The 22,211-nt window shown below is 40.1% G+C and carries 24 protein-coding genes, 1 pseudogene and 1 other annotated feature (1 of these 26 running past the window's edge); of the genes and pseudogenes, 16 read left to right on the top strand and 9 right to left on the bottom strand.

Annotated elements, in window-relative coordinates:
• Positions 1-202: a binding site (T-box leader), on the top strand; it begins 9 nt to the left of the window's first position.
• Positions 203-300: 98 nt separating this feature from the next.
• Together trpE and MLE13_RS16830 are read left to right on the top strand one after the other, a co-directional pair.
• Positions 301-1,650 (top strand): anthranilate synthase component I, encoded by a 1,350-nt coding sequence (trpE, locus tag MLE13_RS16835; protein ID WP_240750942.1) that lies wholly within the window; start codon positions 301-303, stop codon positions 1,648-1,650.
• Positions 1,647-2,240 (top strand): anthranilate synthase component II, encoded by a 594-nt coding sequence (locus tag MLE13_RS16830; RefSeq protein WP_240750940.1) that lies wholly within the window; start codon positions 1,647-1,649, stop codon positions 2,238-2,240. Before trpE ends, MLE13_RS16830 begins: the two co-directional genes overlap by 4 nt.
• Before the next feature lie 46 nt (positions 2,241-2,286).
• Here the strand turns inward: MLE13_RS16830 and MLE13_RS16825 are convergent, their stop codons facing one another.
• Positions 2,287-3,141: a dimethylarginine dimethylaminohydrolase family protein gene (locus MLE13_RS16825; RefSeq protein WP_240750938.1), complete on the bottom strand. Its 855-nt coding sequence runs from the start codon at positions 3,139-3,141 to the stop codon at positions 2,287-2,289.
• A gap of 141 nt (positions 3,142-3,282) precedes the next feature.
• Between MLE13_RS16825 and MLE13_RS16820 the strand changes: the two genes are divergently transcribed.
• Positions 3,283-3,726 carry a GNAT family N-acetyltransferase gene (locus MLE13_RS16820; RefSeq protein WP_240750936.1) on the top strand — a complete coding sequence of 148 codons (444 nt, stop codon included), beginning with the start codon at positions 3,283-3,285 and terminating at the stop codon, positions 3,724-3,726.
• Between the two features lie 30 nt (positions 3,727-3,756).
• On the opposite strand, the gene MLE13_RS16815 is transcribed toward MLE13_RS16820, so the two are convergent.
• Entirely contained in the window at positions 3,757-4,140 is a 384-nt protein-coding gene (locus tag MLE13_RS16815; RefSeq protein ID WP_276323979.1) for a nucleotide excision repair endonuclease, read from the bottom strand.
• A 94-nt stretch (positions 4,141-4,234) separates the two neighbouring features.
• Positions 4,235-4,882 carry an SDR family oxidoreductase gene (locus MLE13_RS16810; protein ID WP_240750934.1) on the bottom strand — a complete coding sequence of 216 codons (648 nt, stop codon included), beginning with the start codon at positions 4,880-4,882 and terminating at the stop codon, positions 4,235-4,237.
• A gap of 130 nt (positions 4,883-5,012) precedes the next feature.
• Here MLE13_RS16810 and MLE13_RS16805 point away from each other — a divergent pair, with 130 nt between their 5' ends.
• Positions 5,013-5,294 carry a DUF6509 family protein gene (locus MLE13_RS16805; RefSeq protein ID WP_240750932.1) on the top strand — a complete coding sequence of 94 codons (282 nt, stop codon included), beginning with the start codon at positions 5,013-5,015 and terminating at the stop codon, positions 5,292-5,294.
• Between the two features lie 39 nt (positions 5,295-5,333).
• Here the strand turns inward: MLE13_RS16805 and MLE13_RS16800 are convergent, their stop codons facing one another.
• A complete protein-coding gene (locus MLE13_RS16800; protein ID WP_240750931.1) occupies positions 5,334-6,068 on the bottom strand; it encodes a SurA N-terminal domain-containing protein in 735 nt (244 codons plus the stop codon).
• Between the two features lie 244 nt (positions 6,069-6,312).
• Here MLE13_RS16800 and hisC point away from each other — a divergent pair, with 244 nt between their 5' ends.
• The gene (gene hisC / locus MLE13_RS16795; protein WP_240750929.1) at positions 6,313-7,422 is read left to right on the top strand and encodes a histidinol-phosphate transaminase; all 1,110 of its coding nucleotides are present in this window, start codon (positions 6,313-6,315) and stop codon (positions 7,420-7,422) included.
• 677 nt (positions 7,423-8,099) lie between these two features.
• Here hisC and MLE13_RS16790 read toward each other — a convergent pair.
• On the bottom strand, positions 8,100-8,819 hold the full coding sequence (locus MLE13_RS16790) for a TIGR02206 family membrane protein (protein WP_240750927.1): 720 nt from the start codon (positions 8,817-8,819) through the stop codon (positions 8,100-8,102).
• Between the two features lie 165 nt (positions 8,820-8,984).
• Between MLE13_RS16790 and MLE13_RS16785 the strand changes: the two genes are divergently transcribed.
• Together MLE13_RS16785 and MLE13_RS16780 are read left to right on the top strand one after the other, a co-directional pair.
• Complete coding sequence (locus tag MLE13_RS16785; protein ID WP_240750925.1) at positions 8,985-9,284, top strand: hypothetical protein; 300 nt, start codon at positions 8,985-8,987, stop codon at positions 9,282-9,284.
• 88 nt (positions 9,285-9,372) lie between these two features.
• Positions 9,373-9,741: a nuclear transport factor 2 family protein gene (locus tag MLE13_RS16780; RefSeq protein ID WP_240750923.1), complete on the top strand. Its 369-nt coding sequence runs from the start codon at positions 9,373-9,375 to the stop codon at positions 9,739-9,741.
• Positions 9,742-9,844: 103 nt separating this feature from the next.
• Here the strand turns inward: MLE13_RS16780 and MLE13_RS16775 are convergent, their stop codons facing one another.
• The 3 genes from MLE13_RS16775 to MLE13_RS16765 are packed head-to-tail and all read right to left on the bottom strand — an operon-like array spanning position 9,845 to position 12,265.
• Positions 9,845-10,417, bottom strand: a complete 573-nt coding sequence (locus tag MLE13_RS16775; RefSeq protein ID WP_240750921.1) for a 5' nucleotidase, NT5C type — start codon at positions 10,415-10,417, stop codon at positions 9,845-9,847.
• Entirely contained in the window at positions 10,414-11,517 is a 1,104-nt protein-coding gene (gene ribD, locus MLE13_RS16770; RefSeq protein ID WP_240750919.1) for a bifunctional diaminohydroxyphosphoribosylaminopyrimidine deaminase/5-amino-6-(5-phosphoribosylamino)uracil reductase RibD, read from the bottom strand. The genes MLE13_RS16775 and ribD overlap by 4 nt, the downstream gene beginning before the upstream one ends.
• Positions 11,504-12,265: a GTP cyclohydrolase II gene (locus tag MLE13_RS16765; protein ID WP_240750917.1), complete on the bottom strand. Its 762-nt coding sequence runs from the start codon at positions 12,263-12,265 to the stop codon at positions 11,504-11,506. The genes ribD and MLE13_RS16765 overlap by 14 nt, the downstream gene beginning before the upstream one ends.
• A gap of 244 nt (positions 12,266-12,509) precedes the next feature.
• On the opposite strand from MLE13_RS16765, the gene MLE13_RS16760 reads away from it, so the two are divergent.
• From MLE13_RS16760 to MLE13_RS16750, 3 genes are all read left to right on the top strand, one after another.
• Positions 12,510-13,007 (top strand): ferritin, encoded by a 498-nt coding sequence (locus MLE13_RS16760; RefSeq protein WP_240750916.1) that lies wholly within the window; start codon positions 12,510-12,512, stop codon positions 13,005-13,007.
• Positions 13,008-13,070: 63 nt separating this feature from the next.
• Positions 13,071-13,802: an ABC transporter ATP-binding protein gene (locus MLE13_RS16755; RefSeq protein ID WP_240750914.1), complete on the top strand. Its 732-nt coding sequence runs from the start codon at positions 13,071-13,073 to the stop codon at positions 13,800-13,802.
• Entirely contained in the window at positions 13,799-14,551 is a 753-nt protein-coding gene (locus MLE13_RS16750; RefSeq protein ID WP_240750913.1) for an ABC transporter permease, read from the top strand. The genes MLE13_RS16755 and MLE13_RS16750 overlap by 4 nt, the downstream gene beginning before the upstream one ends.
• A 46-nt stretch (positions 14,552-14,597) precedes the next feature.
• Here the strand turns inward: MLE13_RS16750 and MLE13_RS16745 are convergent, their stop codons facing one another.
• Positions 14,598-15,659, bottom strand: coding sequence for a saccharopine dehydrogenase family protein (locus tag MLE13_RS16745; protein WP_240750911.1), 1,062 nt, complete (start codon positions 15,657-15,659; stop codon positions 14,598-14,600).
• A 183-nt stretch (positions 15,660-15,842) separates the two neighbouring features.
• Here MLE13_RS16745 and MLE13_RS16740 point away from each other — a divergent pair, with 183 nt between their 5' ends.
• The 6 genes and pseudogenes from MLE13_RS16740 to MLE13_RS16715 form a co-directional block, all read left to right on the top strand.
• On the top strand, positions 15,843-16,238 hold the full coding sequence (locus MLE13_RS16740) for a DUF485 domain-containing protein (protein ID WP_240750909.1): 396 nt from the start codon (positions 15,843-15,845) through the stop codon (positions 16,236-16,238).
• A complete protein-coding gene (locus MLE13_RS16735) occupies positions 16,235-17,770 on the top strand; it encodes a solute symporter family protein (protein ID WP_240750908.1) in 1,536 nt (511 codons plus the stop codon). Before MLE13_RS16740 ends, MLE13_RS16735 begins: the two co-directional genes overlap by 4 nt.
• Before the next feature lie 123 nt (positions 17,771-17,893).
• Positions 17,894-18,898 carry a S8 family peptidase gene (locus MLE13_RS16730; RefSeq protein WP_240750906.1) on the top strand — a complete coding sequence of 335 codons (1,005 nt, stop codon included), beginning with the start codon at positions 17,894-17,896 and terminating at the stop codon, positions 18,896-18,898.
• Between the two features lie 209 nt (positions 18,899-19,107).
• Positions 19,108-20,748: an ABC transporter substrate-binding protein gene (locus tag MLE13_RS16725; protein WP_430905223.1), complete on the top strand. Its 1,641-nt coding sequence runs from the start codon at positions 19,108-19,110 to the stop codon at positions 20,746-20,748.
• A gap of 17 nt (positions 20,749-20,765) precedes the next feature.
• Positions 20,766-21,845, top strand: a complete 1,080-nt coding sequence (locus MLE13_RS16720; protein WP_240750904.1) for a M42 family metallopeptidase — start codon at positions 20,766-20,768, stop codon at positions 21,843-21,845.
• Positions 21,846-22,028: 183 nt separating this feature from the next.
• Positions 22,029-22,211, top strand: a pseudogene (locus MLE13_RS16715) (copper amine oxidase); the annotation flags it as partial.

Here is a 22,211-nt window from a genome sequence, read left to right as displayed (position 1 = left end):
ATGAATAAGAAAAGTAGCACAGATCAACCTCTCAAAGAGAGCCAGTGGCAGGTGGAAACTGGTGGGGTATCTGAGTGAATGGGCTTATGAGTGATTCTTTGAACAAGTAGTAGAAGAATTCGTTTCCCTACGTTATCGGGGATAGAGTGAAAGCTGTAACAGCTTTAACATGAGGTGGTACCACGGTCAATCCGTCCTCTGCAAGGAACAATTCTGTTTCTTGCAGGGGACTTTTTTGTTTTTAACAGGTAGGAAAAATGCACGACTAACTGCGTTTTTCAGAAATGGAGATGAGTTGAGATGAGTAAAGAAATGAAGACGAGAAAAATTGATGGGGATTCGTTAACACCCATTGCAGTGTTTAATCGATTAACAGGAGAGCGCAAATGTCTGCTTGAAAGTTCATTAAAGATGAGTGTGACAGGTCGTTATTCTTTTATAGGAGCAAATCCGACGGTCGGATATATCGGTCATGGTAAACAATTGCGAGAAATTGATTTTCGGACAGGTACCGAAAGCATACATGAAGGAAAACCGTTAGAACTCATCAAGAAATTAATGCCGCGTTATGATGCGGAAGTAGAGGGACTTCCTTTTACAGGTGGAGCTCTTGGATATATTGGATACGATGCGATTCAAGTTTACGAACCGATTAAAGCACCAAAAGAAGACAGTCTTCAAATGCCGGATATTCATCTGCAGATTTACGAGACAATTGTGGTATTTGATCATGTGAAAAATGACGTGACCATTTTGTCGTTTGAAGATAAGCTAGATGAAATTGAGCAACAATTGGCTGTTCCAGAAAAGCCAGTGACAACAGACCAGCAATCACTGCAATTCCATTCCAAAACAACTGATGCTTTTTTCCGCAAACAAGTAGAGCAAGCAAAAGATCACATCCGCAAAGGCGATGTTTTTCAATTAGTCTTGTCTCAGCGTTTATCTGCAAGTTATAAAGGAGATGCTTTTACACTATATCGTAAATTGCGTAAGCAAAATCCGTCGCCTTATCAATTTTTCATCGATTTTGATGGATATGCAGTGGTCGGAGCTTCACCAGAAAGCCTCTTGACGATACGCGATAGTCATATGATTACTAATCCGATTGCCGGCACGCGTAAACGCGGAAAAACGGATAGTGAAGACAATCGTTTAGCAGAAGAACTGGCTGGCGATGAAAAAGAACAAGCTGAGCATAAAATGCTCGTAGATCTCAGCCGTAACGATGTCGGGCGTGTGGCACAAATTGGAACGGTAGATGTACCAAAGTATATGGTCATTGAGAAATACCAACATGTTATGCACCTGGTGTCAGAAGTAACAGGAGAACTCGACCCGAAAATGCACCCACTCGATGCATTGGTATCGTGTTTACCTGCTGGAACGGTTTCAGGGGCACCTAAAGTTCGCGCCATGCAATTGATACAGGAGTTTGAAGAAGAGCGCAGAGGCGTTTACGGTGGAGCTATCGGTTATTTAGGATTTAATGGAAATCTTGATGTGGCACTCGCCATTCGAACCTTTGTCGTTAAAGATGAAATGGTTCATGTTCAAGCAGGAGCAGGCATTGTGTTTGACTCAGACCCGCAAGCAGAATATGAGGAAACGCTTCACAAAGCGCGTTCACTTACGGAGGTGTTCGGATGATTTTATTAATCGATCATTATGACTCGTTTACGTATAATATTTATCAAGCTGTCGCTGCAATGGACGTCGAAGTGGAAGTAGTGCGTTATGGTGTTTTAACACTCGATGAAATTAAAGAAAAAAATCCTCAAGCAATTATTCTCTCGCCAGGGCCGGGCCACCCGCGAGAATTGCCTGAATCGATTGAGCTAATTCAAGAATTGTACGCGTCTGTTCCAATTTTGGGGATTTGTCTGGGGCAACAATTAATTGGAGCTGCATTTGGTGGGAATGTTGTTGAAGCACCGTTTATCCGCCACGGCAAAGTATCGGATGTATCGCATAGTCAACAAGGATTGTTTAAAAATATGCCGTTGCCACTACCAGTCATGCGCTATCATTCACTTGTGTTAGAGCCGGAAACATTGGCTAGTTGTTTAGAAATCCAATCAAAAGCACTCGATGACGATACCATTATGGCCGTGAAACATAAGGAATACCCGGTATACGGAATCCAATTTCACCCGGAATCCATTGGTACACCAGACGGAGTCGAATTGATGAAAGAATTTATTGTGCAAAGTCGTCAAGAAGCGACGAATCAGCGATAGAACATAAATACCCCTTAAGCCATTTAGGCTTAAGGGGTATTATTTTTTAAGAACGAATTAATGGCATTGTGCAGCAACGGAAAGCGCCGCCGGATTTAATAATTTCAGAATAATCGACTTCGATGACGTGAAAACCGCGAGCAGTCAAATGCTTGTTCACATGCACGTTTTGCGGTTGACTGAACACTTTTCGATCACCGATTGATAGTACATTTGTACCCAATGCAAACTGTTCTTTTTCGTTAACACGTATTAACGTGTAACGTTCAGCGAGCATGCGAATCGTAGTTGCATCGAGTGCTTCAGGAAAAATTAGCGCTTCGGTTGGAGATAAAATATTGAATACACAATCCAGGTGTAAGTATTTCTCATTAAAAGAAATCGGAACAATTTCGAAGTCTTGTAATTCAGCTTGTAGTTTTTGTATGGCTTTTTTAGAAGTTCGACTGCTGACGCCAACAAAGACCGTATCACGGTCAATAATGACGTCGCCACCTTCAATTCGGTGACCTGTCAATCGCTTGAAATTAACATGATGTGTCTCCATCCACTTTTGAAGCTCTTGTTCTTCGCCTTGGCGAATTTCAGAAGCCATTTCACTAATGAATACAGTATCGCCAATGGTAAATCCGATGTCACGAGTGAAAACTTGTTCAGGATAATTCTCTGAGGGCTCGATCAAATCTGTATGAACACCGTGTTCGATCAATGCCTGAATAAATTTATTGTGTTGATCCAGTGCTTTATCTACATCAATATTTTCATCTTTATATCTTTTTTGGACATCGTTAATAACGTCCTTTATTTCCATAAAGCGAGGGGGACTTAACAACACCCGTCGGAGCGGATCGTATTCACTTTGGCTGTGAGCAGATAGACTTTCTTTTATTGTAGAAGTCATATGATTTCCTCCAAAAAACATAGTTGGTACTTCACTATTCCTTTTGGTAGGAGAGTTAAAACATGATTGTTAATAGAAGATGCACAAAAGCAGCAGAAAATGAGAAAATAAAATGAGTTTTAAAAAAGGGGGAATACCTTAATGGGAATTATTCAACAAAACGAGCCAGAAGACCATGAGTTTATACGAAAAAAAGTAATTGAACACAATATGGCTAATTTACCTGCAGAAGTAAAGTCTCCAGTTGAACAAATGAGCTTTATTGTGCGCAATAAAGAGGAAGAGATTGTAGGTGGCTTGACGACTACAAGTTTTTGGAAGAGCATACACATTGATTTTCTGTGGGTAGATCCTTCGGTCAGAGGGCAGCGCGTGGCGGAAAAGCTAATGGCTAAAGCCGAAGTTTATGCACGCTGTAAAAAGTACAGAGTGATGATTGTTGATACCTTCAGTTTTCAAGCACCTGAATTTTATAAGAAGCAAGGTTTCACGGAATTTGGTCGAGTGAACAATCATCCCGAAGGACACAGCCATCATTATTTTGAAAAGTGGCTTGTTGATGCAACTGAGATTAAAAAGCAATAAAAAAAGGAAGCCCGCGGGCTTCCTTTTTGACTATTCTTGGTCTTTATAAAACACTTTGTCTACGTTGTATTTAGCTTTATGAGCGTTGATTAAATACGTTTCGTAAATTTCGCGTTCCATTGGATCTTCAACGAAAGAAACCGTAATACGGTAAACTTCTTCACGGTGATTTTTCAATGGTGATACTGAATCTTCAAAATGCTTTTTCACACGTTGACGTAGTTTGCGAGCTTTCCCGACAAACAATAGCTCGCCACTATGGTTGAAGAATTGAATAATGCCGCCTTTATCGCGTGGAATATCGTACAAATCGATAAAGCCGAATAATGGTTTGATGACAGCTTCGTCACCTGTAATTTCTTGTTTGCGCTGTGTAATCGTCACATCAGCTTTTGGTGGTTGAATATTAATCATGCTTATCACGTCCTCTAATTATCGTATTGCCTATTTTAACACAAAAAAGAGCGAAAATCCATTCGCTCTTTTTTACTGTAGATTCCAATCTTTCTTATAAGGAATTTAATTGGTCGCTGGCTGGCTGATCGCCTTGTAGCACTTCAAACACTTTATGGTAAGTGTTGTTCCGATCTAGTACATCGACTAGTACATGTGCCACATCTGCTCTTGGAATAGATCTGCCTTCTAAAGAACTAAAGCCATCGAGAGACACTTCAATTTTGCCAGACTTTTCTTCATCCGAAAGTGCCCCTGGGCGGACAATTGTATAATCTAAATTGGTTGTTTTCAATAAATCATCTGCTGTGCGTTTAGCGACAAGATATGGCTTCATCGCTTCACCGCCGGCATCCGGATTGTCTGATCCAACCGAGCCTAATTGTACAAATCTTTTTATACCTTTTTCTTGTGCATATTGCGCAGCTTTCACAGAACCCCATAAATCAATGGTTAATGTTTTATCAGCGCCAGTTTTGGGTCCAGATCCTGCTGCAAAAATAACAGCATCTACTCCTTCAAAAGCATCGCTAAAATCTTTTTCTAAATCCCCTAATACTACATTAGTAGCACCGAGTTCTTTTAGTTTATCTATTTGTTCTTCTTTACGAACCATGGCGGTTGCTTTGTGGTTTGTTTCTGCTAATTCTTTGACAATGTTGCGGCCGACTTGACCGTTTGCTCCTATTACTAATACGTTCATTCGATTCCACTCCTTTAATTGTCTTCACTTTCTTTATATTCCCTGTCAGGAGTAGAATAAACGTTTATTTTGCCGTGTAACTGTCCAAAAAGGTGTAGACAAGCTAGAATAGAAGAACGGAGGTGTTACAATGCAAATTACAGATTATGTGTTTCACAAAATTAATGACCCAACAGGTATCATGGTGGGCGATCGCTATGAATTCTTGTTGAACGTTGAAGTGGACGAAGAAGATGAATTATATACGGAAGGCGGCTTGGAACTGCGCGTTATTATCGCTGCAGAAGAAGCTGGAGCTCGTATCGCACATTATAATTTTATCGATAAGCAAACAAGAGGTGCACTTGAATTTGGACTTGAAGAAGAGGAAGAAGAAGAAATTCTTGCTTACTGTTCAGAAAAGCTAGCTTAACAAAAAACATCCTGCTCAACTTGAGCGGGATGTTTTCGTTTATAATTTGACTTCGATGTCAGCTGATTTCTTTAGCTTTTCAATCTGAGTAAATACCGCGTCTTGTGTTTTTTGTCCTTCTAGAGACTGACGGATTGTTGGTTCCATTTCTTCTAGAGGCGGAGCTTCTGCTTCAGAAGATTCAACAAAGCCGTCATAAGCTGTTTGTATTTCTTCGTCGGTCACTTTAGGGACTTCGATTTCTTCTGCAACGTATTGTTCATACACCAATTGTTCGCGTAGTTGCAATTCCATTTCTTCTATTGTAAAGCCGGTTTCTTTTAATGCTGCGTTCATTGCTTCTGCTGTTTCAAATTGGCCTTTCAACTCTTCCAAACGTTCATTAACCGTTTCATCGTCAGCTTTATAGCCTTTTTCTTCTGCATCTTGCAAAATTACTTTATTGCCAATTAATACAGATAAAGCTTGTTCTTTCACAAGGTCTGCACTTTCCTCATCGGAAACCGATTGACCTTGAACAGCTAATGTAGTTTCAAGTTGACGTGCCACGCTATTATAGACTTTCCCTAAAATTTCTTCGCCATTTACTATGACAACAACCTCTTCTTTTTCTGGCAGTTCAAGCGTATATTCTGCAGGAGCTGTCTCACCTGATTGTTCAGTTGTTTCGGGCTCTGTTTTTTCTGTTGATGCATCTTCTTCTTTATCAGCGCATGCGCTCAACGTTAGTAGTAATAAAAACGGAGCGAAGGCGAATGTCATTTTCTTAATCATGTTAAAACTCCTCTTTCAATCTGTCTGTTTAACAGTTAACCACATTATTTTATCCGACACAAATAGTTGGATATGCTTGTGCAAATAATGTTGCAATTCTGTATAATAAGGTACGAAGTGGTCATGCCCTTTGATACATGGGACAGCTTAAAAACCAATTGGATTTGAAATGCTTGATGACAATGGTATCATTATAAAAATACATAGATAATAATACATCACATATACTTTTGGAGGAATCCCTATGACAAGCTCAAGCAAAATTACAGCACGTAAAACATTAGAGAAAATCCAGCCATACTCACCCGGAAAACCAATTTGGGAAGTGCAAAAAGAATTAGGATTGGACCGTGTCGTCAAACTAGCATCTAACGAAAATCCGTTAGGGCCTTCTCCTAAAGCAGTGGCCGCCATCCAAAACGGATTAGCAGGGTTAAACCGTTACCCCGATGCAGATGCTAGCGCATTAAAGAAAGCTATTGCCGAAAAATACCAAGTAACGCCAAAACAAGTAATTACAACAAATGGTGCCGACGAATTGATCACGTTAATCTCTGAAGCCTTTCTTGAAGCAGGGGACGAAGTAATTGTTCCATCTCCATCTTTTAGTGAATACGATTTCGGTGCACATATTATGGGTGCTACAGTTGTACCCGTTAAATTTAAAGAAGACTTTGAGTATGATGTAGACGCATTAATTTCTGCGGTTACGGAAAAAACGAAGATTATCTACATCTGTACGCCGAACAATCCGACGGGTACGTATATCCCGAAATCGGATTTGGATAAATTGGTAGATGCGCTTGATGACGTTTTAGTAGTTATTGATGCGGCTTACGATCATTTTGCAGACGCAGCGGATTACACAAATGGTGTGGAATACGTGAACGCAGGATATCCAGTTGTGACATTGGAAACTTTCTCGAAAATTTACGGCATTGCGGGTGTACGCGTTGGTTTTGGTATCGCTCCTGAGTCAATTGTTCAATCGATTTTGAAAGTAAAAGAGCCATTTAATGTCAATACATTAGCACAAATGGCAGCAACCGCAGCTATTGGAGATGCTGATCACGTAGAAACTTCTCAAGAGACCAATAAAGCAGGACGCCTGCAATTATACAAAGCTTTTAACGAGCTGGGATTAACGTATATTGAAAGTATGGCCAATTTTGTGTTGGTACAAATTGGTGAAGACGGTGAAAACTTATACAAACAATTAATGGCTAAAGGTGTCATTGTGCGCCACGGGAAAATTTGGGGATTGCCTGATTACGTGCGCGTTTCCGTTGGGACAGAAGAAGAAAACCAATTTTTTATTGATGCTTTAACAAGCTTATTAGTTAAACAAGCGTAGAGAAAAAAGCTTCCGGTTCCGGAAGCTTACAGCTTGTAGACAAAGTCTTATTAAACTGAATAATGATGCATAATCTTCAACTAGGCTGGCCACTTCGCTTTCCATGGGCTCAGCTTCAGCCTCCTCGTCACTGAAAACCCATGCTCCTGCATCGCTACGCTAGCTTCGTCGCAAAAGCTTGTCCTCGCAGGCTTCGGCCAATGCTATTCCTGCGGGGTCTCTTACGTCGCTACGCTGCTCCCATAGGAGTCTTCGTGACCAACCTAGTTGAAGGTTTCCAGCTTCGATTACTATGAGATATTTGAGTGCACTTCACCATAAAAGTAACCTATCAAAAAAATTTACTCACTCGCTTCAGGATTCGGAGCACCTAGTGGCGAAGGGCAAAGATATGCTCCTGCATCGCTACGCTAGCTTCGTCGCAAAGTCACTGCCCGAATTTCTTCGGTCACTGACTTTCCAGCGGAAAAACGAAGTGGTGAGACCCCGCAGGAGCTTGCGACGAGGAGGCTCAGCGCGGAGTCCGCGGAAAGCGTCCACTAAATGCGGAGAATCCTATATGCATACAAAATTGAGTAAATATTCTTTTGTCTACAGTCTGAAAAGCTTCCGGTTCCGGAAGCTTTTTTTATGTTTACTATTACCTTGCGTTAGACTTAGTGGATTACTAAGTCAATTCACGAGTGCTTAACGAATTTACGAAACAGTAAGTATTGAATGAAAAATAACGCAAAAGTGGTTAAACAAAGGTTAATGTAATACCAGATGCCTTCGCCAAAAAAGTCTAACGGAGAAGTCGTTGTGGGGCGCTGCATTAAAAAAAGGAAATTAGAATCAGTCCATGGATTGATAAAAAAGCCAATTACAGCGGCATAAACAAGCAGTAAACTATAAGTTGAAAAAAAAGACCGCATCGTAATAGCTTGAGGACGACTTAAAGCTAAATACAGACAAGCCCATGTTATAGCCGTGTGGTGAATAAAGAATTTCCAAAAACGAAAATGCTGGTAATCATAAGGCAATTCAGGAGTAACTAACGCTAAAAAGGCAGGAAGTATGCCGAAAAAGAAGGCCAGTTGAATCCAGAAGGGACGCATAGTCAGTAAACCAATTATCGAAACTACAGAAGCGACTCCGCATAGATGAAAAGGCATCTGGTTATGAAAGCGCCACACGTCATTGGTGATAGCCCAATAATGATAAGAGATTTCCGATGCTAAGAGTAAAGCTAGCAATGTCCAGCGTAACCAATTGGTCCCTTGTTGGTTACCTTTCAACTTATTTTTAAATGAAAAAAGAAGAAGACTTCCGATAAGAGCCACAGTAAGTACGATCAAGTGGCTCGTAGAAAAAAGAGTGAAATAATGAGTAGATGTCGCACCAAACCAACTTTCCATATCGCCACTCCTCCATACAGAAGATATTGTGAGAATAGTTTAACATTAATTGGTTGTTTACGTTACTTGAAGCAGGTAGTTTCACATAAATATAAACAGATGTTTTGCGTAAAATGCTGTTTCTACGATAAACTGCTTTAAAAGCTCCTTAGGAGGAATGCCGGCATGGATCATTTAAAGTTATTGTCATCCATCACTTATATCGACACAGAACGTTCCATAGAGGCTGGCGAAATGAAAATCGTTGAAACTGAACGCAATATTGACTTATATAAAGATACGTTGATAACACCAGGTTCACAATTTCATGTTGCGAATGTATGGGATATCTCTTACAAATCGTTTTCTTCAGAAGCCAGATTGTTATACCTTCATACGCACCGCGGTGTATTGACTTATATGATCTATACGGACCCAGATAAATTCGTGAAGACGTTTAAAAAATTGAAAAACGAGAATTACTAAAGAAGATAGGTTTTTTCCTATCTTCTTTTTCGACTTTATAGAGCTACGTGGAAACGTGTATGCATTTTATAGGAAAGGAGAAGAGAAAATGGAGAATACCATCAACATTGCAAATCAATGGATTGAAAAAGTGAACGACAAAAACATTAAAGCTGTACTTGAAGTTTCAGATCCGCATATTGAATTGGTCGGGCCTAGAGGTGTCGCAGAAGGTCATGATATTTTGCAGAAGTGGATTGAACAGTCAGGCATTCATATGGAAACACAAGACTATTACGCTAAAGGTGACGAAGTGATTTGTGTTCAAAAAGCTACTTGGGAACACCAAAGTGGTCATGTCACGATATACACGTACATGCAAATGAGAAATGGGAAAGTTCATCGTTTAGGGAGATACGACACATTAGATGACGCTTTTGGAGAATGTCATTTAAGTGAAGAAGATTTAGTTGAATAAAAAAAGGGCGGAGAAATTTCTCCGCCCTTTTTTCTACTATCAAAAGAAACGAGGCAAATGCCTACCTGAAGCATTTTGCCTGTGTTTCATCTACGACATTTATTTACTTTATTTCACTATTCATCAAATCGCCCAACTCGTCCCAGTTTTCAACACGTGGCAAATCGAGATGGCGGTTATACGATTGATCTTTAACAATCACGTTCACGGATTCACCCGTTAACGTATTTAAAACAGCTGGCTTGTCATCGAAATAATAATCCAACTGCAAGCTTTTAATGATCTCCACTTTTTCCGAATCTTTCATACCACAGAAAAAGTTTTCTCTTACGATAGGAAAGCCTTTTTCAACCATCCAGTTGAATGTATTTTCCGTGTGTTCGAGTGGACGCGACGTTATATAGTAGATTTCGTGACCGTCTGACTGGAGCTGCTTTAATAATTTAAGTGCACCAGAATACAGCGGACAGTCAGTGAAATACAAAAAGTCTAACGAACGATCCCACATGTTTTTCCCATCTTCATTACTTAAACCGAATGCTTCATGTATTTCCACACGATTCAAACCGTGGAAAATAGCGATATCTACTGGTTGGTCTAATTGTTTTTGGTAATAATGAAAGGCGTATTCACGCAAATTAATCAAGGTATCGTCTATATCAAAACCGAATTTCATGTGCTGCTGCCTCGCTTTTCAGGATAGCCTGTAAATTTAAAGTCTTTCCCGACTTTACTGAATTCACCATCACGCAATTCTATGGCATCTTTCATCCATTCCACACCTGTTCCTTCAATAAAAGTCGGCGCCATTGTCCCACCAACAAGTTTAGGGGCAAAATAAAATACCACTTTATCGATCAAGTCGTTTTCTAGAAACGCTGCATTGATAGTGCCGCCACCTTCGATAAAGAGTGAAGAAATGCCTTTTTCACCGAGCATGCGAACAACGTCGACGACATCGACTTGCGTATCATGGCTAGTTTCAAATATCGAAACGCCTAATTTTTCTAATGCCTGTCGTTTATCCGTATCGTAATTTTTACTGGTGAAAATCCATGTATCAACAATGCCATCTGTAACGAGTTTGGAATCGAGCGGAATACGCAATGTGGAATCTAGTACAATACGAAGCGGATTTCGACCGTTCGAAATACGCGCCGTCAACTCAGGGTCATCTTCAATAACAGTGCCAACACCTACCAGAATGGCCATATGCTGACTACGCATCAAGTGAACATCTAATCGTGCTTCTTCTGCTGTAATCCATTTGCTATCAAGAGAGTGGGTGGCGATTTTGCCATCCAGTGTAGACGCAGCTTTTAATGTCACAAAAGGAGTTTTCGTTACGATGAATTTATTAAAGACTTCATTCATCTTTATGGCTTCCTCCTCGCGAACGCCCACAATTACTTCTATGCCTGCTTCTTTTAGCATTCGTACACCATTTCCGGCAACGATGGGGTTCGGGTCTAAAGTTGCGATGACCACTTTTTCAATGCCCGCATCGATAATCGCTTGCGCGCAAGGACCGGTACGACCGAAATGAGAGCAAGGTTCAAGTGTTACATAAATAGTAGCGCCTCGACTCATGTCACCCGCCATGCGGAGTGCATGAATCTCAGCATGTGGCTCACCAGCTTTAAGATGCGTTCCAATGCCAACAATTCGGTTGTCATTAACGATAACAGAGCCAACGAGAGGGTTAGGGTCTGTTTGCCCTTTTAACGTTTGCGCATTCGTCAAAGCAAGGTTCATATAAAAATCATGGTTTGACATGCAAAATATCCTCCTCGTCCTTTAGGTGTCCAGAACGATCGATTTTTGTTTGCAAGTAGTCTTTGTTGTATTCGGATTCGTCTCCCCAAAGAGAGGTTCTGGATGCAATTTGCAATCCGGCTTTTTCGATAGCATCGACTTTTTTAGGATTGTTAGTCATCAAAGTTACAGGTTTAGTGCGAAGTGCTTGTAGTACAGCAATCGCATCCCCATAATTTCTGGAGTCATCCACGTATCCTAATTGTTCATTTGCTTCAACGGTATCATAGCCATTTTCTTGTAGAACATACGCCATTGCTTTGCTGAAGAGACCAATGCCGCGCCCTTCGTGATTTGCTAAATAAAACAATGCACCTGTACCGTGGTCGGTAATTCGCTTCATCGATTGTTTTAGTTGATAGCCGCAATCACAACGTTTACTGCCAAAAATATCACCTGTATGACAAATAGAGTGCATGCGGATTAATGCTTCTTCATTATTTTCGAAGTCTCCATATACAAGAACACTCGATTGTTGATATTCAGCAAGGTTAGCTGAGTTAAGTTTTTCGATGATGCCCTCGTAATCTTCCGTAACTTCGTCAAGACTCAACCAGCAATACCAATTGAATACAAAAGTTTCTTCATATAAATTCACAGGTAGCCGGATTGGACCCATTAAGTACACGGCGCCTTCTTCAGTTTGGATCATTTGAATTTTCTCTTTTAATATTGCAAATACTTTTGGATCTAGCTTCATGGTTGTCATTTTAGTTCCCCCTACATGACTATCTACGTAATATCGTACTACATCTTGTTACTAAAAATAAGTTATTAGTCTCGAGAGGTTTTAAATGATAATAATTATCGTCTGAAAAAGGTATAACCTTTCCATAAGTGATATAAATTCTCAATTAAAATACTTTATTCTCATTTGATTTGATTGTTTAACAAGGCTATGTTATATTAACTACATTATAATAATTCTAAATAAGAAATAGGAGGAATAAAACATGTTATCAGAAAAACTAACGAATGCGTTAAACGATCAATTTAATAATGAATTACAAGCAGCACATGCGTATACGGCAATGGCAGCGTATTTTTCGAAAAAAGGGTACCATGGTTTTGCAAACTTCTATTTAATCCAATCAAAAGAAGAACATTACCATGCGATGAAGTTTTATCAATATTTAGTGACAATGGATGAAAAGCCAGTATTACAGGCATTGACTGAACCAAAAAATCATTTTGTCAGTGCGTTAGATGTACTAGAAAATTCATTGGCTCAAGAGAAAAGCGTGACGAGCAATATTTACGCATTGGTCACATTGGCTGGTGAATTAGAAGAACATGCGACATTATCGTTCTTAGATTGGTTTATCGAAGAACAAATGGAAGAAGAAAAATCATTCCGTGATATTATTGCAAGAGTAAAAGCCATTGAAGAAGGCGGAGAATACTTCTTGAAAATGGATGATGAATTTGCACAACGCAAGTTAGAAGCTTAATAGCAACAAAGCAGCACACCGTAAAACGTGTGCTGTTTTTCTGCCTGAAAGGAAGTGAACTGTATGTCTGTAAAATATAAACCGGCTATCCATTTTAATCATGTTGATTTTTCATTTGACACGACCCCTATTTTAAAAGGCATTACCGGTTCTTTTCCAGAAGGAAAAATTACCACATTAGTTGGCCCATCCGGAGCGGGAAAAACGACCTTATTAAAATTATGCAATGGATTATTTTCAGCGCAATCGGGAGAAGTGTATATTAAAGATCGTGCGATTGAAAGCTATGAACCAGTTGAGTTACGCCGCTTAGTCGGGATCGCACTTCAAAGTGCGCCTATGATTACAGGCAGCGTGTATGAAAATTTAACTTTGCCACTAGAACTTCAAGGAGAATCGTTGTCGAAAGATGATGCGCTTGAATTACTACATGATGTTGGATTGGAAAAAGAGCTTCTTGAGCGGAAGGTGAAAGATTTGTCTGGTGGTCAACGTCAAAAAGTTTCCATTGCTCGAACGCTCGTCAATAAACCGGAAGTTTTGTTACTTGATGAAATCACGTCTTCTTTAGACCGTACTTCTTTAAGAGAAATTGAAGAATTAATAGTTAAGATCAACCGGAAATACAATACCACGATTATTTGGATTACTCATAACTTGCAACAAGCGCTTGAAATTGGTGATTATACATGGGTCATGATGGACGGCGAAGTGATTGAAACAGGTGAAAGTGAATTACTGAAAGATCCGGTAAATGACAAAGTCAAACGGTTTGTCAGGGGGGAAGCAGAATGAGCTACCTGACGTTATCGATTACTTTAATTTTCGTATTGATTCCTCTTGTGTTATCTAAAACCTTAAAGCTTGGATTAGAGAAAGACACAATCATTGCAACGTTACGCTCGATTGTACAATTATTGGCAGTCGGTTATGTACTGAAGTTCGTTTTTGATTCAGACAGCTTACTTTATATTTTCATGATGGTTGGTTTGATGGTCGTTGCAGCAACACATAACGCGCAGAAAAAAGGAGCGGCGATTCAAGGCATTGCGACAAAAGTTGCGGTTACCTTAATCTCTGTAGAAGTGCTCACGCAAAGTATTTTGCTTGGCTTTAATATCACACCAGCTACTGCGCAATACATTATCCCGATTAGCGGTATGGTCATCGGAAACTCGATGGTCTTATCAATATTATTCTTGAATCGTTTTACAGCGGAAGTAGAATCACATCAAGATCAAACCGAATTGATCTTATCACTCGGAGGAACGCCTAAACAGGCGATTCACCGGCAACTAATCACGTCGATCAAAGCCAGTATGATTCCAACGATTGAAAGCCAGAAAACGGTAGGACTCGTTCAGTTACCAGGGATGATGAGCGGCCAAATTATTGCGGGGGCAGACCCGATTCAAGCTGTTCAATTTCAGTTGCTCATCATGTTCTTACTATTGACAACTGCTGCTGTGACAAGTGTTATGCTTGGTTTCTTGTCGTACCCTACGTTGTTTAATCAACGAATGCAATTAATGAGAAATTCATAATCATTAAGAAAAAAGCCAAATTCGAATTACTCGAATTTGGCTTTTTTTATCGAGGGTAAAATGTGTCGATTTCAAATGCTCCTGATCCTGGTAACTTTTCTACCAAATTCGAACCGAAGAGTCCGGCAGGTGTATAATAGCCCCCATCGATTTGTTCACTCAAGAGACGATGAACGATATCAAGTGAGCCGTAAACGGTTAAATCGTAAACATTCGCGGTTTGAATTCGAGCGACTTTCATAACGCCCTCCGCGTTTCTTGCCTCTCCCCAAATATAAGCAGGCGTGTTAGCTCGGAATTCGTTATTCGGACCTTTTACTCGTTTTTCTACTTGTTTCTGTAACTTATCTTTTACCCAATCGGAAGCAAACAAGGGACTCGCGACTTTCATCAAACGAGCGCTTTGAACTTTTGGTTTGCTCATCGGAATCCAAGTGGAAATGGTCGGTACACCAGTTGTATAGAAAGCGGTCGAAACGTCGCCCCAAGGAATTCCCATAGCAGAACGTGAACCTCTTCCAAAATCAATGGTTCGGTGCTGACTGCCAAGTGCGACAGATTCTAGCACACCGTCTTTTCTATGCATGCTAGTTGATCCGAGACCTTGGATCATCGTTTTAAACGTTCCTGGTGAAACGCCTGAATCCGAATCGAAACCAAGAGATAATTCAATTGCATCGGGCAATGCCTCTTTTAACTTTAAAGCGGTGCAGTCAGTCGGGATAACATCAAATCCGACTCCAGAACAAAGAATAATGTCTTTTTCAACTGCTTGAGCATGTTGTGAATGAGTGTATTCGAATACAGAAATTTCTCCTGTAATATCTAGGTAATGCGCCTTTGCTTGCAGACAAGCTTGAATCATCGGTTTACTTGTCAGGTCAAAAGGACCTGCACAGTGAAGAACCAAATCTATGTCTTTCAACTGTTTTGCTGCATGGTCATTTAACGAAAATGCTTGGAATGCCAGTGACAGTTCCTCGGCTAATGGTCTGATTTTATCGGCATTACGTCCTGCAAGTACAGGTGATAATCCTCTCTTCACAGCTTCTCTAGCAATCAGTTCGCCTGTATAGCCATTTGCTCCATAAATCATCCATTTCTTCATTTTATCGACTCCTCACTTTTAAGCTACTCTACTGTATTCTCTAAACTACTATAAAAACCTTTATGTATTAGTGTTAAAAGAACTATCCTTACATTTTTTTACTTATAATGATTGACGTGGAAAATTAAAAGTGCTTTAATTATTTTTAGATTCAGAAAAGTCTAAAATCGAGGGGTGAAAGACGTGACGAAAGTAATCACAGAAAATGACACACAGCAGGATGCGAGGGGAGAGAAAAAGGTAACGCATGAAAGGCCAGTGGTTAAGGAGCCAGATTTTCAAAAAATCGAGAACTCATCCAATTTCAGAGAGTTGATGCGTAAAAAGAAGACCTTTCTTATCTCGACGACGGCATTATTTCTAGGGCTTTATCTCTTATTTAATATCGTGATTTCCTATACCAATTGGTTGGACGCGCCTTTCATTGGAGACATCACATGGGTGTGGGTATTCGCTTTTTCTTTATTCGCCATGACATGGATTCTTGTAACCGTTTACATGAAAAAAGCCGAAAAATTTGATGCAATGGCTAAAGCTACGTTAAAAGAATTTGATTATGACGAGGAGGAAACAAAATGAATGCTACGGTTATATCCATTTTTATTTTTATCGTGGGAATCACCCTTGTCATTACTTATTTTGCAGCAAAACGTACAAATTCCGCGAGTGACTTTTATACAGCAGGAGGCGGCTTGACTGGTTGGCAAAATGGCTTAGCCATTGCAGGAGATTACTTATCAGCAGCTTCTTTCCTAGGAATTGCCGGAGCCATCGCTTTGTTTGGATTTGATGGTTTCCTATTTTCTATCGGCTATCTTGTGGCCTATTTAGTAGTTCTTTTTATTGTTGCTGAACCACTGCGCAATTTAGGGAAATACACGCTTGCTGATATGATCAACGCACGCTTTAATGCCAAAAAAGTTCGTGGAGCAGCGGCATTAAGTTCTATCACAATTGTCATATTCTATATGATTGCTCAATTAGTTGGAGCAGGAGCATTGATTCAATTGCTGTTTGGCATTGATTACATATGGGCTGTGTTGCTAGTTGGTATCATGATGACTATCTATGTATTATTTGGAGGTATGACAGCGACAAGTTGGGTACAGATTATCAAAGCGGTGTTGTTGATGGTCGGTACAGTTATTTTATCTTTCCTGGTACTCAAAAATTTCAACTTTAATATTCTAGACATGTTTACGCAGATGAAGACGGCAACGCCTCATGGAGAAGCGTATTTAAGTCCTGGAGTGAAATACAAAATTCCGTTGGATACCATTTCACTTATGCTTGCCTTGGTTCTAGGAACTGCAGGATTGCCTCACATTTTGATGCGCTTTTTTACAGTAAAAGATGCGAAAACAGCACGAAGCTCAGTTATGTGGGCAACTTGGATTGTTGGGATTTTCTATGTAATGACCATCTTCCTAGGTTTCGGGGCCGCAGCTTTTGTTGGGTCTGATTTAATCACTTCAACAAACCCTGCTGGAAATATGGCAGCACCTCTATTGGCGCAAGCCTTAGGTGGCGATGTTTTAATGTCATTTATATCTGCAGTCGCATTTGCTACGATTCTTGCCGTAGTAGCGGGTCTGGTTTTGACTGGTGCTTCGGCTTTTGCTCATGATATTTATGGTCAAATTATTAAAAAAGGTCAAGCGACTGAACGTCAGCAAATGTTGGCAGCTCGTTATGCTTCTCTTGGGGTATCCGCGTTTTCAATTTTGTTGGCTATCTTTGCGCAAAGCCTAAATGTGGCGTTTCTCGTGTCTCTGGCTTTCTGTATTGCGGCGAGTGCCAATTTACCAGTTATTCTTTACACGATTTTCTGGAAACGATTTAATACTACAGGGGCAGTATCGGCAATTCTAACAGGATTGATTTCGGCGTTAGTGCTGGTGTCCTTAAGTCCAAGTGTAATGAATCCAGTAGCGGGTGCAGCAATTTTTGTAGGAGATCCAATTTTCCCATTGACCAACCCGGCGTTATTCTCTGTACCGCTTGGATTTATCGGTGGATGGGTAGGCACGATGCTATCAAAAGAACTTGATGTCAAGAAATATTCAGAGGTCAATGTGCGTGCTAACACAGGTGGATTTAGACAATTATAAAAAATGGAAAACCCGGTGCTTAATAAGCTTCGGGTTTTTTCATTGGAATAATAAAGGATTCGAGAGGGATACGACGAATTAGGGAAGTAAGAAAAAAACTGGAAATTAAGGGGAGTGAACTAAATGGCGAAGTTAAATTTAATTCCTTACCGAGTAGAAGAAATCGCAGATCAGGCACCACGAATTCCTAGAGGGGTGCGGATGATTCAAGCACCAGAAGTATGGCAGTGGGCAGAAAAAGGAAAAGGGAAAATTATCGCGATTTTAGATACAGGATGTCAGCCTGATCACCCTGATTTAGAAGGTAGAATTGTGGATGGAAAAAATTTTACACCTGATTACGATGCAGATGCGACGAATTTTGATGATAACAATGGTCATGGGACACATGTTGCGGGAACGGTTGCTGCTTCTTATAGAGAAAGTGGAGGAATAGCAGGTGTGGCTCCTGAAGCTCAGTTACTTATTTTAAAGGTATTGTCCGGTGAAGGTGGCGGAGAATATCAAGGAATTATCGACGGCATACAGTTTGCAATTGATTGGAGAGGACCAAATGGCGAGCGTGTCCATGTCATTTCCATGTCTTTAGGTGGTCCAGAAGATGTAGAAGAATTGCATGCGGTAGTGAAACGGGCTGTGGATGCAGGAATTCCAGTAGTGTGTGCAGCAGGAAACGAAGGAGACAATAAATACGATACAAACGAATATGCTTATCCGGGAGCTTACGGGGAAGTGATTCAAGTAGGGGCTGCGGATTTTAATCGTCGCATTGCCAATTTCAGCAATACGAATGATGAAATCGATTTAGTAGCTCCGGGAGTGGATATCTATTCAACATTTCCTGGTGGCAAGTATGCCAGCCTTTCAGGAACTTCGATGGCAACACCGCATGTTTCAGGAGCGTTAGCATTAATTAAGAACATTGCCGAAAAAGAGTTTGCTCGTGAACTGACAGAGGCTGAATTATATGCTCAATTAGTTCGGCGAACTATGTCTATTGGCTATCCGAAAACCGCAGAAGGAAATGGTCTACTGGCATTAGACATATTGAATAAGATTGAACAACTAGTTAAAGTGATCAATCAATCATATAATACAGACGAAAAAATGGATCCAAGAAAATTTTAATGTAGCGAACCACTCTATGTAAGGCAAATAGGGTGGTTTTTTATTGAGAAATTTTAAGCGATTTATTTGTTTTCAAAATTTAGAATATTCGTTTGATATTTCACATTAACATGATTATATTTATAATTATCTTCTTAATGTCTATTATTATCGGAATTTACTTCCGTTATGTAGAAGAAATTAACGAAAAACATATTGGAGGGAAAAGAGTGAAAAGAAATTTACAGCGTTCAATGTATCTTTTATTAATGTTGCTAGTATTGCTTACTGCTTGCTCGGAAAGCACGAAAGAAGAAAGCTCAGAAAACAATGTGAAAGAAATGACGGAAGAAGATAAACAAGGTGGCACATTGATTTACGGACGTGGGGCTGACTCAGTCGGCTTAGATCCAATCAATGTCACGGATGGTGAATCCATCCGAATCACCCATAATGTTTTTGAAACATTACTGGAGTACGATGACAATTTAGAATTACAACCGAAACTGGCTACAGAGTATAGTTCTAGCGAAGATGGCTTGACCTGGACATTCCAATTACGCGAGGGCGTTAAATTTCATGATGGAACTGATTTTAACGCAGAAGCTGTTGTCTTTAACTTTGAACGATGGATGGATCCAGAAAATCCATATCACCAAGGAGACTTTCCATACTATCCATTTCTCTATGGAGGATTTAAAGGTGACGAAAATCATTTAATCGAACATGTCAAAGCGACAGGTGATCATGAGCTTGAAATAAAACTAAAACGGAAAACTGCTCCATTTCTTAGTTACTTAGCCATTTCTATGTTCGGAATTGCCAGCCCAGCTGCCATTGAGCAATATGGTGAGGAATTATATGAGCATCCGGTAGGGACAGGACCCTTCCAATTTGAGGAGTGGAGCCGGAACAGTACTATTACACTAGCAAAAAATCCGAATTATTGGGTGGAAGGAAAACCTTACTTGGATAAGCTTATCTATCAAGTAATCCCTGAAAATGCAGCTCGCTTGAATGCATTACAAACTGGAGAAATTGATATTTTAGACGGGATGAATGCCGGGGACACTAATATCGTAGAAGAAACGGAAGGACTTGAACTGCAGAAGCGTCCAAGCTTCAATATTGGTTACATGGCGTTTAATATGGAAAAAGAACCATTTGATGATCCATTGGTGAGAAAAGCAATTAACATGGCCATCAATAAAGAAGAGATCGTTGATGCTTTTTATAATGGATTAGCAGATCCGGCAACGAGTCCGTTACCTCCTTCGTTATGGGGTCATAATGATGAGTTGAAAAAATACGATTACGATGTCGAAGAAGCGAAAAAACTATTAGCTGAAGCTGGCTTCGAAAATGGTTTTGAAACTGAATTATATACGATGAGCAATCCACGTCCGTATTTACCTGAACCGATGAAAATCGCTGAAGCAATCCAATCTGATTTAGCCGAAATTGGCATTACAGCAGAGATTGTTTCAATGGAGTGGGCAACGTATCTAGAAGACACTAAGAACGGAAAACATAGTATGGCCATGTATGGTTGGACAGGTGTAATGGCGGACCCTGATAACTTCTTATATCCAAACTTGAGTAAAACAAATGCGGAAGTACCCGCACAAAACATTGCCTTCTATAAGAGTGACGAATTTACTTCTTTGATCACGGAAGCCCGTGAAACTATTGATCAGGATAAACGAACTGAACTTTATAAGGAAGCACAACAATTATTTCAAGAAGACGCGCCTTGGGTGATGTTGGCATATACAACGCCACCACTTGCACAAAGTGACTATGTAGAAGATTATAAACCACATCCAATGAGCAACGATTTAATGACGGATGTATACTTATCAAATCAATAATTTGAGGTGGATGGACTTTGTATAAACTATTGAAAGATTTGTGTGATTTAGTAGGGCCAAGTGGCTTTGAGCAAGATGTTCAACGCTTTATCAAAAAAGAAATACAAGATAAAGTAGATCAACTAGAAGTTGATCCGCTTGGTAATTTGATTGCTACAGTAAAAGCGACAGATTCTCAAATGCCATCTATTTTACTAGCAGCACATGCAGATGAAATAGGTTTCATCGTTAAGAAAATCGAACCGAATGGCACACTGCGCTTTGAACAGCTCGGAGGATTTGATAATCGGATCTTGCTAGCGCAATCAGTTACCATCAAAAGTTTAGCGGGTTATATCGAAGGTGTAATTGGCGCTTTGGCTGTTCATTATGTAAAGTGGGATGACCCAAAGCGAATTGATTCTCACCGTGATTTATACATTGACGTCGGCGCATCTTCGGCAGAGGAAGTTCTAGAAATGGGGATTAAAGTCGGCCAACCGATAAGCTATGGGAGCAAATTGAAATTGGCGGGTGACAAAAAGCGAAATCGAGTAATCGGAAAAGCTTTGGATGACCGCGCAGGTTGCGCAGTGTTAATTGCACTGATCAATAATCTTCGGTCAAACAAAGAAGCTAAACATGGCGACATTTACTGCGTCTTCACGGTTCAAGAAGAAGTAGGATTAAGAGGTGCATCTGTATTGTCACAAGGTATCAAACCAGATTTTGCATTGGCTGTCGATACGACGCCAACAAGTGATACGTACGATGTCTTGATGACAGGAACAAGAAAACTTGGAGAAGGACCATGTATTAAAGTAGCTGACAAGTCATTGATTTCTCATCCTCTTGTTACAGGTCTTTTAGAAAAAGTTGCTGAAGAAAAAAACATTCCTTATCAACAAGAAATTTTTATGGGCATCGGAACAGATGCTGGAGCAATTCATATGACTTCTACAGGAGTCTCAACGGGAGTGGTGTCTATTCCTTCGCGTTACACACATACACCGATTGAAGTTATCGACTTGGATGATCTCGAAAACTCAGTTCGTCTAGTGGAGGAATTTATTTTTGCTTCAAAAGAACTGATCGGCAAAAATTTTCTAGATACATGAAAAATATAATTACCGAGTGCTCTTATTACGCACTCGGTTTTTTTTTATTGCCATTTTTACAAACCATTACTCAGTACAAAATATTAATTTCAATTTACTTTCAAAAAAAGTGATCTAAAGCTAAACCCTTTGCGTTATGCCTGTATAACGAAAAAAAAAAAGAAAAAAAGGGAGCGATTTTAGATGAAATTAAACAAAGTACTTTTAGCCTTACCACTTAGCCTAGCCTTACTGGTACCAACGGCGGCACTTGCCGACAGCCACGGAGGACATTCTACAGCGAGCGAAGCATCCATGGAAATGGCGACAGCAACACCCGCTGCTGAATTGCGTATTGCACTTGACACGACATTAACGGAGCATGCT

This window comes from Planococcus halocryophilus (assembly GCF_022489025.1).
In the GTDB taxonomy this organism is placed as follows: domain Bacteria; phylum Bacillota; class Bacilli; order Bacillales_A; family Planococcaceae; genus Planococcus; species Planococcus halocryophilus_A.
The sequence above is the reverse complement of the archived record's forward strand: the minus strand, read 5'-3'. Positions and strand labels throughout refer to the sequence as shown.

Excerpts from the sequence above, each read along its gene's own strand:
- trpE (WP_240750942.1), top strand. The coding sequence starts at position 301 with ATGAGTAAAGAAATGAAGACGAGAAAAATTGATGGGGATTCGTTAACA.
- MLE13_RS16830 (WP_240750940.1), top strand. The coding sequence starts at position 1,647 with ATGATTTTATTAATCGATCATTATGACTCGTTTACGTATAATATTTAT.
- MLE13_RS16825 (WP_240750938.1), bottom strand. The coding sequence starts at position 3,141 with ATGACTTCTACAATAAAAGAAAGTCTATCTGCTCACAGCCAAAGTGAA.
- MLE13_RS16820 (WP_240750936.1), top strand. The coding sequence starts at position 3,283 with ATGGGAATTATTCAACAAAACGAGCCAGAAGACCATGAGTTTATACGA.
- MLE13_RS16815 (WP_276323979.1), bottom strand. The coding sequence starts at position 4,140 with ATGATTAATATTCAACCACCAAAAGCTGATGTGACGATTACACAGCGC.
- MLE13_RS16810 (WP_240750934.1), bottom strand. The coding sequence starts at position 4,882 with ATGAACGTATTAGTAATAGGAGCAAACGGTCAAGTCGGCCGCAACATT.
- MLE13_RS16805 (WP_240750932.1), top strand. The coding sequence starts at position 5,013 with ATGCAAATTACAGATTATGTGTTTCACAAAATTAATGACCCAACAGGT.
- MLE13_RS16800 (WP_240750931.1), bottom strand. The coding sequence starts at position 6,068 with ATGATTAAGAAAATGACATTCGCCTTCGCTCCGTTTTTATTACTACTA.
- hisC (WP_240750929.1), top strand. The coding sequence starts at position 6,313 with ATGACAAGCTCAAGCAAAATTACAGCACGTAAAACATTAGAGAAAATC.
- MLE13_RS16790 (WP_240750927.1), bottom strand. The coding sequence starts at position 8,819 with ATGGAAAGTTGGTTTGGTGCGACATCTACTCATTATTTCACTCTTTTT.
- MLE13_RS16785 (WP_240750925.1), top strand. The coding sequence starts at position 8,985 with ATGGATCATTTAAAGTTATTGTCATCCATCACTTATATCGACACAGAA.
- MLE13_RS16780 (WP_240750923.1), top strand. The coding sequence starts at position 9,373 with ATGGAGAATACCATCAACATTGCAAATCAATGGATTGAAAAAGTGAAC.
- MLE13_RS16775 (WP_240750921.1), bottom strand. The coding sequence starts at position 10,417 with ATGAAATTCGGTTTTGATATAGACGATACCTTGATTAATTTGCGTGAA.
- ribD (WP_240750919.1), bottom strand. The coding sequence starts at position 11,517 with ATGTCAAACCATGATTTTTATATGAACCTTGCTTTGACGAATGCGCAA.
- MLE13_RS16765 (WP_240750917.1), bottom strand. The coding sequence starts at position 12,265 with ATGACAACCATGAAGCTAGATCCAAAAGTATTTGCAATATTAAAAGAG.
- MLE13_RS16760 (WP_240750916.1), top strand. The coding sequence starts at position 12,510 with ATGTTATCAGAAAAACTAACGAATGCGTTAAACGATCAATTTAATAAT.
- MLE13_RS16755 (WP_240750914.1), top strand. The coding sequence starts at position 13,071 with ATGTCTGTAAAATATAAACCGGCTATCCATTTTAATCATGTTGATTTT.
- MLE13_RS16750 (WP_240750913.1), top strand. The coding sequence starts at position 13,799 with ATGAGCTACCTGACGTTATCGATTACTTTAATTTTCGTATTGATTCCT.
- MLE13_RS16745 (WP_240750911.1), bottom strand. The coding sequence starts at position 15,659 with ATGAAGAAATGGATGATTTATGGAGCAAATGGCTATACAGGCGAACTG.
- MLE13_RS16735 (WP_240750908.1), top strand. The coding sequence starts at position 16,235 with ATGAATGCTACGGTTATATCCATTTTTATTTTTATCGTGGGAATCACC.
- MLE13_RS16730 (WP_240750906.1), top strand. The coding sequence starts at position 17,894 with ATGGCGAAGTTAAATTTAATTCCTTACCGAGTAGAAGAAATCGCAGAT.